Below are 15,289 nucleotides of genomic sequence, written 5' to 3'. Positions count from 1 at the left end.
CCCACCATCTGGCTGAAATAACTCAGCGTGGTTTCACCGCTGTAAGACTGCCAGTTGGTATTGGAGACAAAACTGACTGCCGTATTGAGCGCTAAATGCCAGGACAGGCCAGGTAATTGCTGTGGATTGAGAGGCAAGTTTCCTTGCGTCATTAAAATGACAAAAAGTACTAACAAACCTAATGTGTTAAACGCCAGTATGGCTCCCAGATAACGCTTCCAGCTCATTTCGCTGGTGGCGTCATTCCCTAGTACTTTCCATAGCAGCGAATCCATTTTCCCGACAACAGGCAGCGATTCGCCTTCAATTAAGCGAGCTAAAACGCTGCCCAACGGTTTTGCCAGTGCGAAGAGCACCAGTAAGAAGCTGGCAATTAATAAAAACCCGGACGCGGCCATCAGAATGCCTCCGCGTTAATGAGGGCATAAATTAAATATCCCAACAGCACAAACACCAGCACCACGCCCACTATTACGCCTGTACTCACAATCCACCTCGGTATGCCCCTCATACTTCGATTTGCAGGTGTGTTGGCTGCTCTCGATTGCCGCCGACCTGCAACTCGAATGATTTAGGGCTGATAGTTCAGTGCAGAGAGTGTGAAAGTTTGGGTGCAAAGATGTCGTAAAAGTCTGAGGGTGGGGTGTAAAAAAAGTATAAAAATGAGCTATCCCCGTCGCCCTTAAAGATGCAGGAGGGGCGGCTCAAAGTGACTTGGGTATAAACCATTAATTAACTAATGGTTAGTATTTATTTAACCTTTTTGTAACTTAATTACAGCCATGATTGTAAATTAATGACAAAAAGTGGCTTTAAGTGGTCGGAGGAGTAGTAAACTTTCAGTCAGTGCGCTACTATTTTAGCCAGATGACAAGTTCTATTTTTCCGGTGTTTGCTACCGGTCACATTCAGCTACCGAAATAATTCATGCAGCATCGCGGCGGCAAGCGAGCAAATCCCATGGAGCTTACATTCGTCAGTGACTTGGGTGAGTGAACGCAGCCAACAAAGATGCGGCTTGAAGTATGAAGGAAAAGGGAGAAACCTATGACTCTTTATAAAGATTATCCATTGCATCAGGTCTTCCTGCGTCGCACGTTCGTTGTTTTAGCAGGTGTCCTGGCGTTGCCGGCGATGTTGTTCTGGAAAGATCGCGCCCGTTTTTACAGCTACCTGCACCGTGTGTGGTCAAAAACCAGTGATAAACCGGTTTGGCTGGCTCAAGCCGAAGCCGCTTCCGGTGATTTTTACTGAGTTTGCTGAAATTGAAATAGAAACCGCCACTTGCTGGCGGTTTTTTTATGCGTGAAGATAACTGCTCAAGCAATGTTAAGGGGCAGTACATGTTGATTTGGCAAGACCTACACCATTCAGAACTGAGTGTGAATGATCTCTATACGCTTCTGGCGCTGCGCTGTGCGGTATTTGTTGTTGAACAAAACTGCCCATACCAGGACATTGATGGCGACGATTTGGTGGGAGAAAACCGTCATATTCTCGGCTGGCGGGACGGCAAGCTGGTGGCTTACGCACGTATCCTGAAAAGCGAAAATGAGTTTGAGCCCGTCGTGATTGGCCGCGTGATTATCGACCCAAGTGTGCGTGGAGAAAAACTGGGTTATCAGTTGATGGAACAGGCGATGGCCTGCTGCCAGAAATACTGGCCTGAAAAAACGGTGTATTTAGGTGCGCAGGCGCATTTGCAGTCGTTTTATGCACATTTTGGTTTTAAACCTGTCACTCACGTTTACGACGAAGATGGTATTCCACATATTGGTATGGCGAATTCCTAATCGCTGGGCGAAAGGGATGAGTATTGTCTATAGTTAGCGGACGAGTATTTTTTAAACACGGAGAACAGTAATGCAACCGTATGAATCTCGTCTTGATGATGACTTATCTCTACTGAGTGAAACGCTGGAAGAAGTGCTGCGTTCTTCAGGTGATCCCACTGACCAGAAATATATTGAGCTTAAAGAACGTGCCGAACAGGCACTGAGTGATGTCAAATCCCGGGTCAGTAACGCGTCTGATAAATATTATTATCGTGCCAAAAACGCGGTTTATCGTGCCGATGATTATGTCCATGACAAACCATGGCAAGGCATTGGTGTTGGCGCGGCTGCAGGCTTAGTGTTAGGGCTTTTGTTAGCCAGACGTTAGACTCAAACCGGCACATTGACCCATTTTAATACGGGTGAAGTCCCACAGTGTGCCGGTTAAAGAAAATCTTACCCATTGGGTGGGATTTTTTTTTGTCGTCATGACCACGTATAATCAGGGGTTTTCAGGGAAGGTGAGGTAATCGTGAATTCAGTCGCCATCGTGCTGCAACGTTTACAGCTTGCATTGAACGCAGAATTTGCGGACGCGCCAGGGTTTCAGCAAATATCGTTTGCCGTCACGCTAAGTGATGATTCAGATGCTCTCGCATGGTTGACCACCCAGCGTGTTTATCCTCAATTCTATTGGCAGCAGCGCAATGGTGATGACGAAATCGCTGCACTTGGTCTGGTGCGCCAGTTTAATACGTTAGACGCGGCGAGTTCATTTCTTGATGATTACCCCGCTCAGCCAGCGGTACGTATCACTGGCGTCAATGCATTCGACCCCTCCCGCAGTTTTTTATTTCTCCCAAGGCTTGAATGGCGACGTACAGGGGGAGATGCGCAACTCCACCTTCATCTGTACAGCGAAACCTCCTTAAAGGCTGACGCGCGTGCAGCACTGGCATTTCTTGAACAACTTCATCCTGCAAAACAATTACCGTTACAGCACCTGAACTGCGTGGGGGAACAACATATTCCCACGCAGACAGAATGGCTGAGGCTTATTGACCGCGCCACAACAGCGATTGAGCAACATGCGCTCGACAAAGTGGTCCTGGCGAGAGCCACTGATCTACAATTTACAGCCGCGGTTTGTGCGGCCAGTGTTATGGCCGCCAGCCGTCGAGTGAACCTGAATTGCTATCATTTTCTGATGGTGTTTGATGCCAGTCATGCGTTCCTTGGCTCAAGTCCGGAGCGCTTGTGGCGGCGCATCAATACTGCATTGCGCACTGAAGCCTTAGCCGGAACGGTCGCCAATCACCCTGACGATCATCACGCCTGGACGTTAGGGCAATGGTTGCTAAAAGATGATAAAAACCAACGTGAAAACATGTTGGTCGTTGAAGACATCTGCCAGCGTTTGCATAAAACTGTGGGCGGGATAGATGTGCTGCCTCCGCAAATTGTGCGGCTGCGAAAAGTACAGCATTTACGGCGCTGCATTTGGACTGAACTGGCTCAACCTGACGACGCTGAATGCCTTGCGATGCTGCAACCCACCGCCGCAGTGGCAGGCTTGCCAAGAGATGTGGCGCGGGATTTTATCGCCGAAAATGAACCGTTCGAGCGTGAATGGTATGCAGGATCTGCGGGGTATTTGTCCCAACACCAGTCTGAGTTCTGCGTCGCTTTACGCTCGGCAAAAGTGACCAATAATATTGTCCGTTTGTATGCCGGAGCAGGCATTGTTGCGGGTTCTGATGCGGCAGAAGAATGGCAAGAAATAGAAAATAAAGCCGCCGGGTTGCGAACGTTGCTGACGAAAACAACGTTCTAAATTAGAGGTATAGCCGAAATCATTCGAACGACATTGCTGCGGTAAGTGAGCGTCGCCAACAAAGATGCAGTTTGAAGGGTATACGACCCATATCAAAATAATCGTTCCATCAATAATTATAATGAGTCAGCAAAATTGACTCAGGACTTAATCATGTCGATAAGCTCATTTAACCGCCGTTGGGCTACGGTAATTCTTGAAGCGCTAACCCGTCATGGTGTCCGCCATGTGTGCGTGGCACCGGGTTCGCGTTCTACGCCGCTTACCCTTGGTGCGGCCGAAAATCGGGCTTTCATTTGTCATACGCACTTTGACGAACGTGGTTTAGGTCATCTGGCACTCGGTCTGGCAAAAGCAAGCCAGGCCCCGGTTGCCATCATCGTGACATCCGGAACCGCCGTCGCTAATCTCTATCCGGCTATTATTGAAGCGGGTTTAACCGGCGAAAAACTGGTGGTGCTGACCGCCGATCGTCCGCCAGAGCTTATTGATTGCGGTGCCAATCAGGCGATTCGCCAGCCTGGGATTTTTAGCACGCATCCGACTCAATCGATTAATTTACCGCGTCCCACGCAGGACATTCCGGCTCGCTGGCTGGTTTCGACCATTGATAACGCGCTGGGTCAACTCATGGGCGGAGCTGTTCATATCAATTGTCCCTTTGCCGAGCCGCTTTATGGTGAGCCAGATGAAACTGGCATGGGCTGGCAACAGGCGCTTGGCGACTGGTGGCAAAGTGATAAACCCTGGTTGCGAATGGGTTGTGCTCAGGAAGTGATGAAACAGCGCGACTGGTTCTTCTGGCGGCAAAAACGTGGCGTGGTTATCGCTGGGCGTTTGAATGCCGACGAGGGCAAACAGGTTGCCTCATGGGCGAAAACATTGGGTTGGCCGCTTATCAGTGATGTTCTCTCGCAAACCGGGCAGCCACTGCCTTGTGCGGATTTGTGGTTGAGCAACAGCCTGGCCATCACTGAACTTGCCGAGGCACAAATTATCATCCAGTTTGGCAGCAGCCTAACCGGAAAACGCGTCCTGCAATGGCAGGCTACGTGCGAGCCAGAAGAGTATTGGCTGGTGGATAACCTGCCAAACCGGCTTGACCCGGCGAATCATCGTGGTCGCCGTTTATCTTGCGACGTGACGCATTGGCTGGAACTCCATCCGGCAGAAAGCCGTGTCGCGTGGGATGAGAAATTAACCACCCTGGCGAAAATCGCGCAACAGGCGGTGAAGAAGGGCACGGCTGAATTTGGCGAGGCGCAAATAGCCGCTCGGTTACCTGAGTTGTTACCGGATGGCGGGCAGTTGTTTGTTGGCAACAGCCTGATTGTTCGGCTCGTGGATTCCTTTGCCCAACTACCCGCGGGTTATCCGGTTTACAGCAACCGTGGTGCAAGCGGGATTGATGGTTTGCTTTCGACCGCGGCGGGTGTGCAACGCGCGACTGCGCGCGCGACACTGGCAGTCGTGGGTGATCTATCTGCATTGTACGATCTCAATTCGCTGGCGTTATTGCGCCAGGTTTCCGCACCATTTGTTTTGCTGATCGTGAATAATAATGGCGGGCAAATTTTCTCGTTATTACCCACACCGGCCGCAGAACGCGAACGCTTTTATTGCATGCCGCAAAACGTCAATTTTGCCCACGCGGCGGCGATGTTTAACCTTAGCTATCAAAACCCGGCAAGCTGGGACGACATGCTGGACGCGGTAAACAAGGCCTGGCTTCGCCCGCAAACCACTATCATTGAGGCGACCGTAGCTGAGACTGACGGTGCGCAAACCTTGCAGAATTTGCTGGCGCAGGTCAGCCAGGCATGACTCTCCATGCGGTTTATCGCGAAGGGCGCGATGCTGGTTTACCGTGCCTTGTCTGGCTGCATGGTTTCTTAGGCTGCCAGCGCGACTGGGAAGCGGTGAGCGAGAATTTTAGTGACTGGCCGCAACTGCGAATCGATTTGCCCGGTCACGGGAATTCAGCCGATATTCCAGCAAGCGGCTTTCACCAGGTCGACCAATTACTGCGAAAAACGCTGCTTAGTTACAACATCCTAAAATACTGGTTAATCGGTTATTCCCTTGGCGGTCGTGTGGCGATGGTCCATGCTTGTCAGGGGGATAATCCCGGGTTGTGCGGCCTGGTTGTCGAAGGGAGCCATCCAGGTCTTACGGATGAAAATGCCCGTCGTGAAAGACAGAATAGCGACCATCTTTGGGGGCAGCGTTTACATAACGAGGCACTAAAAGATGTGCTCAACGATTGGTATCAACAACCGGTTTTTCAGTCGCTTAACGACCAGCAACGCGCGACACTTATCGCCATGCGTTGCCAGAATAATGCCGCAAGCCTTGCGGCAATGCTTGAAGCGACATCGCTTGGCAACCAACCCGATTTACGGGCAGCGCTTCAGCAACTGCCGCGGCCTTTTTACTACCTATGTGGTGAGTGGGATGAAAAATTCCGCGCCGTGGCAAATAGCTTAGGCCTGACACCGCATCTTATTACTGCCGCAGGCCACAATGCGCATCGGGAAAACCCCGCCGCTTTCAGCGCTTGCCTGCTCAATTTATTGCGAAAACCTATCGAGGATACACCATGATTTACCCAGATGAACAAATGCTCTATGCCCCGATTGTATGGCAGGATTGCTCGGAAGGTTACACTGATATTCGCTATCACAAGTCTGAGGATGGCATCGCTAAAATCACTATCAACCGCCCTGAAGTTCGCAACGCATTCCGCCCGTTGACCGTGAAAGAGATGATCAATGCGCTGGCTGATGCACGTTATGACGACAACATCGGCACCATCATTCTGACTGGCGAAGGTGAAAAAGCCTTCTGCGCAGGCGGCGACCAAAAAGTACGTGGCGATTACGGCGGTTACCAGGACGCAAGCGGGACTCATCATCTGAACGTGCTGGATTTCCAGCGCCAGATCCGTACCTGTCCAAAACCTGTTGTCGCGATGGTTGCAGGGTATTCCATCGGTGGCGGCCACGTTTTACATATGATGTGCGACCTGACTATTGCTGCTGAGAACGCGGTATTCGGCCAGACTGGCCCGAAAGTCGGCTCTTTCGACGGCGGTTGGGGGGCATCCTACATGGCACGTATTGTCGGCCAGAAAAAAGCACGTGAAATCTGGTTCCTGTGCCGTCAGTACGATGCAAAAGAAGCGTTGGATATGGGCCTGGTAAACACCGTGGTGCCGAATGCTGACCTGGAAAAAGAGACTGTGCGTTGGTGTCGTGAAATGCTACAAAACAGCCCAATGGCGCTGCGTTGCCTGAAAGCTGCACTGAATGCTGACTGCGACGGTCAGGCAGGTCTGCAAGAACTGGCAGGTAACGCCACCATGCTGTTCTACATGACCGAAGAAGGTCAGGAAGGGCGCAATGCGTTCAACCAAAAACGCCAACCGGACTTCAGCAAATTCAAACGGAATCCGTAATGCGACACGTCGAACTCTGGCGCTTTCAGGTGCCGATGGATGCGGGGGTGGTGCTGCGTGATAGGCGCCTGAAAACCCGCGATGGGTTATTGGTGCGCCTGACCGATGGCGACAAACAAGGCTTTGGCGAAATTTCACCCCTGCCGGGTTTTAGCACTGAAACTGTCGATGATGCCCAGGCTGCGGCGCAACGCTGGCTGCAAGACTGGCAAGCGGATGAGCGCTGCGAATTGCCAGAAATGCCTTCAGTGGCATTTGGTCTGAGTTGTGCACTGGCAGAAATCAGCGGTGAATTACCCCATGCGGCGGATTACCGTGCCGCACCGTTATGTACCGGGGATCCGGACGAATTGTTTGCCATGCTTGAGGCTATCCCTGGCGAGAAAGTCGCCAAGGTGAAAGTGGGATTGTACGAAGCAGTGCGCGACGGAATGGTGGTCAATTTGTTGCTGGAGGCCATCCCTGATTTACGTTTGCGTCTTGATGCAAACCGCGGATGGACGCCACTCAAAGCTCAGCAATTCGCCAAATACGTCAATCCAGAGAACCGCCCGCGAATCGCATTTATCGAAGAGCCGTGCAAAACCCGCGAGCAGTCTCGCGAGTTTGCCCGTGATTCGGGGATCGCCATCGCGTGGGATGAAAGTCTGCGTGAGCCTGACTTCGAGTTTGTGGCTGAACCTGGATTAACGGCACTGGTTATCAAGCCTACGCTCACGGGCAGCCTGGCAAAAGTGCGCCAGCAAGTTGAACAGGCTCATGCGTTGGGATTGACCGCGGTCATCAGCTCCTCCATTGAATCAAGCCTCGGTTTGACGCAACTGGCGAGGATTGCCGCTTGGTTAACACCACAAACGCTACCGGGTTTGGATACCTTGTCATTGATGCAGGCACAATTGGTGCGTGAGTGGCCAAACAGCCCATTACCTTGCTGGTCGCTGGATTCCCTTGAGCGAGTGTTATGAGTTTTAAACAATGATTTTCCTGGATTTTCCCTGGCAACATTGGGCGCAACATCGCAGCAGTGAAACCGCGTTAACTTTAGGCAATGAAACCCTGAACTGGCGTGAGTTAGGCCAGCGCGTTGATGCGCTGGCTGACGGTTTCCAGCAGCAAGGTGTGCGAGCTGGGCAAGGTGTCGCACTGTGTGGGAAAAATTGCCCGGAGATGGTGTTATCGTTCCTTGCACTGCTGCAATGCGGTGCACGTGTTTTGCCGCTCAACCCGCAATTACCCGAGTCTCTGCTGGCACAATTGCTTCCTGATTTGACCATCAACCATGGGCTGGCCTTTGGCTCGTCGCTTTGCGTTGCCAACATCCACCCGTTAACGATGAATGAAGGCGAACGCTTCCAGGTTCAATGGCAACCGTCGCGTTATGTGTCGATGACCTTGACCTCCGGTTCAACGGGTTTACCGAAAGCGGCTGTACATACTGCTGATGCCCATCTTGCCAGTGCTGCCGGTGTGTTGGCGGTGATGGACTATGGTGCGCACGATAGTTGGTTGCTGTCACTACCGCTGTACCACGTTTCAGGCCAGGGCATTTTGTGGCGCTGGTTATTGGCCGGTGGCTGCATGGTGGTGCGTGATTTACACCCTCTGAGTGAGGCGCTGCAAGGTTGCTCTCACGCCTCGCTGGTGCCGACACAACTCTGGCGTTTGCTGGAACAATCACCGCCGCGCACGCTGCGCGAAGTGTTGTTGGGCGGTGCTGCTATTCCCGTTGAACTGACGCAAACCGCTCTCGCCAAAGGTATCAACTGCTGGTGTGGTTATGGCTTGACGGAGCTTGCCTCGACGGTATGCGCTAAACGTGCTGATGGGCTTCCCGATGTGGGTGAAGCACTGCCAGGGCGTGAAGTGAAAATCGTCGATGAAGAGGTCTGGATCCGCGCAAGCAGCCTGGCTTCTGGTTACTGGAAAGCGGGTACAGTGCAGCCGTTGGTGAATACTGAAGGCTGGTTCGCCACTCGCGATCGCGGCATGTTGAACGAAGGTCGTCTGATGATTATTGGCCGCCTCGACAATCTGTTTTTCAGCGGCGGGGAAGGGATACAGCCCGAAGAAGTTGAAAGCATTATTGTGAAGCATCCGGCCGTGAAGCAGGCATTTGTGGTGCCGATTGATGACGCGGAATTTGGCCAGCGTCCGGTTGCCGTGGTGGAAACCGAAGACGATTTTGATTTGTCGCGGCTGACAGAATGGCTCCAGGGTAAAGTGGTGCGGTTTCAGCAGCCGGTGCGCTGGTTGCGGTTACCGGATGAACTTAAGCAGGGCGGGATTAAGATTTCACGTTTGAAGATAAAGCAGTGGGTAAAAAGGAATTCGTCGGGCGGATAAGCATTAACCTCATCCGCCATCATTAACCCAATCGTCGCCACTCTGCCTGACAAAGTCCCAGCAATGTCTGATTTTTTCATTTTCTTACAAACGAATAACAAAAAGTATTTTTAACACGTTGATTACCTATCCTGTGGTTGTAGAATCAGCCTCTTTTCAGGGATTTCCCTTTTTTGCTTAGGATTGAAGCATGAACAAATTATTAATGGTTGGCGTTGCCGGTTTGGCACTGATTTCTGCATCTGCAAGTGCAATCAGTATCAGTGGTGAGGCGGGTGAAGAATACACCAATATTGTCGTCGGTCTTGGTACCGAGACCTCCGGTCTGGCAATGACCGGTAACTACGCACATAACGATGACGATGGTGATATTGCGGGTCTGGGTTTAGGTCTTAATGTGCCATTAGGCCCGTTGATGGGGACGGTGGGTGGGCGTGCAGTTTACCTAAATCCTAATGATGGCGACGAAGGTTACGCGCTTGCCGTTGGTGGTGGTTTGAGCTGGAAAATCTTTGATAGCTTCGCGGTATTCGGTGATTATTATTACTCTCCAGACTCCCTTTCCAGCGGTGTAGAGAACTACCAGGAAGCCAGCGCAGGTGCACGTTGGACGATTTTCCGCCCAATTTCTGTTGAAGCGGGCTACCGTTACATCGGTATGGAAAACAAAGATGGCTATCGTGACAACACCATCGCTGATGGGCCATATGTTGGTGTAAGCGCGGCCTTCTAAATCCTCTTCGTCTTTCATGCTGCAGGGGCGTTGGCTGCGTTCACTTACCCGAATCACTGAGTTAACTCAGCTCCGCGGGGTTCGTTCTCTTGCCGCCCTCCTGCAATATGAAATCCTTTGAGGATTATTGTTGTGGATAGAGTTCTTAGGTCGCAGCAAAAGCGGCCTATTCATTTCTGCCAATGTATTCCCACCAACCCATTTCCATCGTGCTTGAGTTATAGTGAATCGTTATCTTCCCGCGGAGTAAAACGATGATAAAAGTGGAAATGCTGTCTACCGGCGACGAAGTGCTACATGGTCAAATTATTGATACCAATGCAGCCTGGCTTGCAGATTACTTTTTTAACCAGGGTTTACCGATGTCGCGCCGTAATACGGTGGGCGACAGTCTTGACGATTTAATCGCGGTGCTCAAAGAGCGCAGCGAGCAGGCCGATGTTCTGATTGTGAATGGTGGCCTGGGGCCAACCAGCGATGATCTGAGTGCCCTTGCCGCCGCCACCGCCGCAGGCGTGGAACTGGTGATGCATCAGGAATGGCTTGAGCATATGGAGCGATTCTTTGCCGAGCGTGGGCGTGAAATGGCGCCGAGCAACCGTAAGCAAGCACTGATTCCCGCGACCAGTGAAATGGTCGATAACCCAGTGGGTACCGCCTGCGGGTTTGCTCTGCAACTTAACCGCTGCTTGATGTTTTTCACCCCGGGCGTGCCTTCCGAATTTAAAGTGATGATCGACCAGCAAATCATGCCGCGTTTGCGTGAGCGTTTTGTGTTGCCAGAGCCGCCAGTGTGCCTGCGACTCACCACGTTCGGGCGTTCTGAAAGCGAGCTCGCCCAGAGCCTCGAACCCCTATCGTTACCGGAAGGTGCCGTCATGGGCTATCGCTCATCAATGCCGATCATTGAGCTGAAACTCACCGGGCCTGCAAGCCAGCGCCAGGCGATGGAAGCTGTCTGGCCGCAAGTGCAGCGTGTGGCAGGTGAAAGCGCTATTTTTGAAGGGACGGCAGGGCTACCGGCACAACTCGCGGAACGCCTCAGAGCACAGTCGCTTAATATTGCGGTGAGCGAGCAATTTACCGCCGGGTTATTGTGTTTGCAGCTTTCGAGTGCCCAAGCCCCGCTGGGCAACAGCGAAGTTCTGTCATCGCGCCCTGAAACGCTGCTGCAAGTGGCCGAGCGAGCTAAAACCTTCGCGCTGCAAGCGGGAAGTGCATTAGCGCTGGTGGTGGGAAGCCTGGAAGACGAAAGTCTACACTTTGCGCTCCACACACCAAACGGCACCTACGGCTTGCAGGTGAAATTCAGCGTCACTCGCCACGTCCTGCGCACCCGTCAGGAAGTCTGCGCGATGATGGCATTAAACATGCTGCGTCGCTGGCTCAATGGTTGGGACGTCGCCGCTGAGCATGGCTGGGTGAATGTGGTTGATTCCATTACCCTTCAGACTTCAAGTTAACTCTTTATTGGCGACGTTCACGTGCCCGTATGCAAGCTCATCGGGACACGTTCTCTTGCCGCCGCGATTTAACTCGAATGATTTAGGGTATTAGGGCTGTTTTAAGCGAGCGCCTGGGCTAACAGCGTAATCGGGTGCTCGCATTTCTTGCTGGTGGACATCTCAATCTGCCACTTGCAAGTCTCACAATCTGTCACCACTAAATCGACCCCGCTTTCTTCTATTTGCTGAAATAACGGCGCACCGATACTTTGCGACGTCTGGTAATTTTCTTTTTTAAATCCATAGGTTCCGGCAATACCGCAGCACTGGGACTCAAGCATCACCAGTTCCACGCCCGGCAGGCGGCGCAGCAAATCGAGCGTGTATAACGACCAGCCCATTTTCTCCATGTGGCACGGGGTGTGATACGCAATGCGTAGCGGTAACGCTTTCAGTTTTAGCTCGCGTCCCTCTTCCAGTTGCTTCCAGATAAACCGCGTTGCCAACTCGATACGGTCACGCATCGGACGCGTATCGACGTCCAGCACCTGCGGGTATTCGTCGCGCAATGTAAACGTACAGGTGGAGGAGGTGGCAATAACCGGCAGCCCTTGTTCCAGAACCGCTTTGCTTAAAGACGCTGCGTTAATGGTCGCCTGCTTTTTGGCTTTATCGATAAAACCGTTCGCAATCAACGGCACGCCACAGCATTTTTCTCGTTCCAGCAGTTGCACGCCAAAGCCCATGGCATTCATCACGCGGACTAAATCCTTGCCAAGCTGGGAGTGGTTGTAGTTGACATAACAGCCGTGGAAAAACGCGACCTGTTCAGTAAAGGCTTTTTGTGCCACGGCATTTTTGCGATACCAGCGTCGAAATGTGCCGGAAGAATATTTGGGTAATTCGCGATGGCTGTCGATGCCGAGGGTTTTATCGAGCAAGTTTCTCACCGGCTTCAGTGAGGTTGCTGTATTGACCAACGGAGCAAATGGCGTTGAGAGTGAGCCCATCAAATCGGTATGGCTGAGGACAGCATCTCTTAAGTTGAACGCTGTTTTGCCGTGGCGGGCTTTCGCGCGCTGAATGATATCGCCAATTTTTACATCAGACGGGCAGGCCACTTCGCAGCGTTTGCAGTTGGTACAGTATTTCAGCGCATCATCGTAAAGTGCGGCATCTTTGAGGCGCAAGCGTTCGCCATCAGGGCCTGATTGCTTAGGACCGGGATAATCAGGATTCACTCGGCTTACCGGGCAAACGGTGGTGCAAACGGTGCATTTAATGCAGTTTTCGAAACTTGTTTCATTGAGCAGGCTCATGCGGTGCCCCTCTGATCGTCAAGGATTTGCTGGGCGACATGTAACGCGCCAGTCATTGAAACGCCAGCGCCGCAACCTTGTTGAATGGGGTCGTATCCGGCGAGTATTGCACCAATGGCGTAAAGGTTTGCGATGCGTTGTCCATTAAGTCGTGGCTGAAAATGGTCATCAACGATAACGCCTGCCTGTAAATAGGGTTGAGGGCTGAAAAAGTCCTCTTTGCACCACGCTTCTCGCCGCTCGGGGGCGCGAATATCCAGGCCGAAAATAGGCTCCCGTATCCCGCTAAATTTTGCTTCCAGACCGTTGCTGAAAAAACTGCCACTGGCAAGAATCACGTTGTTTGCCCGCAGCGGGACTTCTGCATGATTACGCGTGAAAATCGCACTGACCTTCTGCTGGTCTATCTGCGTTCTGAGCACCGCATCGCCCGGCATCATTAACCCGCCAAGCTGCTGAAAGCGGCGGCGTAATTGTTGAGACATTCTGATACCGAGGACCGAAGGCGGCAGAGTGGGTAGTAAACGCAGCGGGCAGGGTAACTGGCGGCTGATAGTCTGCCATGCCTGAGTGTCTTCGCTCCCAAGGCATGCGGGTAAAAACAGGGCGTCAGTGTTCATTGCCAGGGTTTTAAGCTCGTCAATCAGCAAACGTTGTTGCTCTGGCATATCCAGAAGGCGGGCAATGTTGGCGGCGCGGAATTCGCTGGGGTTATTTCGCAAAGTGTCCAGCGCAGGCAGTGTTAGCTCGGCAGTTTGTACCTCGATATTGTTTTCAGCCAGAGAACCGGCGACCAGTTCGGGCTGGAAATCCAGAAACCCAGCAATGCCAACGACGGTTATTCGCTTCCACGCCAAAGGTGCGGTAGGAATTTCTTCGGGGCTAAGCCAGGTGGCACGTTGCGTTCCCAGCGGAGTAATTCTCTGATGGTTCTGCTGGTAGCTACCCTGCAAATTGAGATGACACCGTGCGAGCAGTGCCTCACTTTGGTCGGCGAAACGGCGCACATTTTCCGCACCCATCAAACTATATGGGTGTTCTGGGGCCTGTTGTTTCAAGGCTTCCAGTGCGTTTAAAGGGGAGATAACCGGACTGCCGTCCGGGAGTTCCGCCAGCAAATCCAACGAACCGGATGAAAAATGCAATGCACTTTGCCCACGGCTAATAATGGCACAACGCAGGCCTGCTTCTGCGAGGCGAATTCCGCATACCAATCCGGCTAAGCCACCGCCAATAATCAGACTATCGAATCTCATTGTGGTGTTCCCTTTTTCGATCCATTTTTCAAGCCACACAAACCCTGGTAAACCCAGGCGGTGAATTCGCTTTCCCGCAGTGCATCGTCCCAGGCGATTGGACGAATACCTTTCCAGCGTTCGTTGAGAAATAGAGAGAGTTGATCAAGTGATTGAGCCGGTGACGACGTGCCAAAGCGCTGTAATAACCCGGCAGCACGGCAGGCGCATAACTCCCCCTGGCAAGTGCCCATCCCTACTCGCGTACGCCGACGCAAATCGCCGAGATTGCTGACGGACAGATGGTTAACCGCATATTGAACTTCACCCGCTGTCACTGCTTCACATTCACACACCAGACTGTTACTCAGGCGGTCGCCTGCCAGAAGTTGCTCTGCACGACTGCCATGCCGCCACACGGCGGAACGCCGGATTGTGGGTGGCAGTGAAATGACTTTGCTGAGTGTCTCTTCCGCCGAGCTTTCTGAGCCTGGAAGCGGCGCGGTTGCGGTGGTGCAGGGCTGGGTATTGCCGAGTTTTTCACACACCGCGTTGGTCGCCCATTCCGCCATCAGGCGATAGGTCATCAGCTTGCCGCCGGTGATGGTGATAAAGCCTTCCATGCCGTCGCGCTTCGCGTGGTCGAGCAGCACAATTCCACGGCTGGCATTGCGCCCGGTGGGATCGTCATCACTTGCCACCAGCGGGCGCACGCCAGCGTAAGCGCGCAGAATACGGGTTGCGGCAAGCTTGGGTGACAGTTTCGAACCCTCACGAATCAGGATATCGACCTCTTGCGGCGTGACGTGCATATTGTCGATTTGGTCATATTCGATAGGTGTAGAGGTGGTGCCAATCAGCGAAATAGTATCGCCGGGCACCAAAATATCGGCGTCAGCGGGTTTACGGCAGCGGTTGATTACCATGTTATTGATGCGATGGCCGAGGATCAGCAACGAACCTTTTGCCGGAAGCATGCGAATGCTCAAGTCGGCATATTCAGCAATGCGTTGCCCCCAGATCCCGGCGGCATTCACGACGACACTTGCGTAGAGATCCTGATGCTGTCGGATCTGGTGGTTGTAAACGCGCACTCCGCACACGCGGTCTCCCTGACGAATCAGCCCGGTGACCGAGTGTGCGGTCAA

The 15,289-nt window shown here is 52.5% G+C and carries 16 protein-coding genes; 11 read left to right on the top strand and 5 right to left on the bottom strand.

The window, feature by feature from the left end:
* Together VJY99_RS05335 and kdpF are read right to left on the bottom strand one after the other, a co-directional pair.
* Nucleotides 1-398, bottom strand: a 398-nt coding sequence (locus VJY99_RS05335; RefSeq protein ID WP_324117015.1) for a potassium-transporting ATPase subunit KdpA, incomplete at its 3' end; no start/stop codon positions are given.
* Nucleotides 398-487, bottom strand: a complete 90-nt coding sequence (kdpF, locus tag VJY99_RS05330; RefSeq protein WP_324117013.1) for a K(+)-transporting ATPase subunit F — start codon at nucleotides 485-487, stop codon at nucleotides 398-400. The genes kdpF and VJY99_RS05335, both read right to left, overlap by 1 nt.
* Before the next feature lie 560 nt (nucleotides 488-1,047).
* Here kdpF and VJY99_RS05325 point away from each other — a divergent pair.
* The 11 genes from VJY99_RS05325 to VJY99_RS05275 all read left to right on the top strand — a co-directional run bounded on the left by VJY99_RS05325 (nucleotide 1,048) and on the right by VJY99_RS05275 (nucleotide 11,605).
* Complete coding sequence (locus VJY99_RS05325; protein ID WP_324117011.1) at nucleotides 1,048-1,254, top strand: YbfA family protein; 207 nt, start codon at nucleotides 1,048-1,050, stop codon at nucleotides 1,252-1,254.
* An 89-nt stretch (nucleotides 1,255-1,343) separates the two neighbouring features.
* Complete coding sequence (locus VJY99_RS05320) at nucleotides 1,344-1,793, top strand: GNAT family N-acetyltransferase (protein WP_324117009.1); 450 nt, start codon at nucleotides 1,344-1,346, stop codon at nucleotides 1,791-1,793.
* Nucleotides 1,794-1,863: 70 nt separating this feature from the next.
* Nucleotides 1,864-2,163, top strand: coding sequence for a stress response protein ElaB (gene elaB, locus VJY99_RS05315; RefSeq protein WP_324117007.1), 300 nt, complete (start codon nucleotides 1,864-1,866; stop codon nucleotides 2,161-2,163).
* 144 nt (nucleotides 2,164-2,307) lie between these two features.
* On the top strand, nucleotides 2,308-3,609 hold the full coding sequence (gene menF, locus VJY99_RS05310) for an isochorismate synthase MenF (protein ID WP_324117005.1): 1,302 nt from the start codon (nucleotides 2,308-2,310) through the stop codon (nucleotides 3,607-3,609).
* A gap of 153 nt (nucleotides 3,610-3,762) precedes the next feature.
* Complete coding sequence (menD, locus tag VJY99_RS05305; protein WP_324117003.1) at nucleotides 3,763-5,433, top strand: 2-succinyl-5-enolpyruvyl-6-hydroxy-3-cyclohexene-1-carboxylic-acid synthase; 1,671 nt, start codon at nucleotides 3,763-3,765, stop codon at nucleotides 5,431-5,433.
* On the top strand, nucleotides 5,430-6,212 hold the full coding sequence (gene menH / locus VJY99_RS05300) for a 2-succinyl-6-hydroxy-2,4-cyclohexadiene-1-carboxylate synthase (RefSeq protein ID WP_324117001.1): 783 nt from the start codon (nucleotides 5,430-5,432) through the stop codon (nucleotides 6,210-6,212). The genes menD and menH overlap by 4 nt, the downstream gene beginning before the upstream one ends.
* On the top strand, nucleotides 6,209-7,066 hold the full coding sequence (gene menB / locus VJY99_RS05295; RefSeq protein ID WP_324116999.1) for a 1,4-dihydroxy-2-naphthoyl-CoA synthase: 858 nt from the start codon (nucleotides 6,209-6,211) through the stop codon (nucleotides 7,064-7,066). Before menH ends, menB begins: the two co-directional genes overlap by 4 nt.
* Nucleotides 7,066-8,031 (top strand): o-succinylbenzoate synthase, encoded by a 966-nt coding sequence (gene menC / locus VJY99_RS05290; protein WP_324116997.1) that lies wholly within the window; start codon nucleotides 7,066-7,068, stop codon nucleotides 8,029-8,031. Before menB ends, menC begins: the two co-directional genes overlap by 1 nt.
* 10 nt (nucleotides 8,032-8,041) lie before the next feature.
* Nucleotides 8,042-9,409: an o-succinylbenzoate--CoA ligase gene (gene menE, locus VJY99_RS05285; protein ID WP_324116995.1), complete on the top strand. Its 1,368-nt coding sequence runs from the start codon at nucleotides 8,042-8,044 to the stop codon at nucleotides 9,407-9,409.
* Between the two features lie 190 nt (nucleotides 9,410-9,599).
* Nucleotides 9,600-10,142, top strand: a complete 543-nt coding sequence (locus VJY99_RS05280) for a YfaZ family outer membrane protein (protein ID WP_324116993.1) — start codon at nucleotides 9,600-9,602, stop codon at nucleotides 10,140-10,142.
* A 254-nt stretch (nucleotides 10,143-10,396) separates the two neighbouring features.
* A complete protein-coding gene (locus tag VJY99_RS05275) occupies nucleotides 10,397-11,605 on the top strand; it encodes a nicotinamide mononucleotide deamidase-related protein YfaY (protein WP_324116991.1) in 1,209 nt (402 codons plus the stop codon).
* A 101-nt stretch (nucleotides 11,606-11,706) separates the two neighbouring features.
* Here the strand turns inward: VJY99_RS05275 and glpC are convergent, their stop codons facing one another.
* The 3 genes from glpC to glpA all read right to left on the bottom strand — a co-directional run.
* On the bottom strand, nucleotides 11,707-12,906 hold the full coding sequence (gene glpC, locus VJY99_RS05270) for an anaerobic glycerol-3-phosphate dehydrogenase subunit GlpC (protein WP_324116989.1): 1,200 nt from the start codon (nucleotides 12,904-12,906) through the stop codon (nucleotides 11,707-11,709).
* Entirely contained in the window at nucleotides 12,903-14,162 is a 1,260-nt protein-coding gene (glpB, locus tag VJY99_RS05265) for a glycerol-3-phosphate dehydrogenase subunit GlpB (RefSeq protein WP_324116987.1), read from the bottom strand. The genes glpC and glpB overlap by 4 nt, the downstream gene beginning before the upstream one ends.
* On the bottom strand, nucleotides 14,159-15,289 hold a 1,131-nt coding region (glpA, locus tag VJY99_RS05260; RefSeq protein WP_324116985.1), incomplete at its 5' end, for an anaerobic glycerol-3-phosphate dehydrogenase subunit A. The genes glpA and glpB, both read right to left, overlap by 4 nt.

The sequence above is a fragment of the Buttiauxella sp. genome (genome assembly GCF_035271705.1).
Lineage (GTDB): Bacteria > Pseudomonadota > Gammaproteobacteria > Enterobacterales > Enterobacteriaceae > Buttiauxella.
This window is presented reverse-complemented; position numbering and strand designations above follow the sequence as displayed.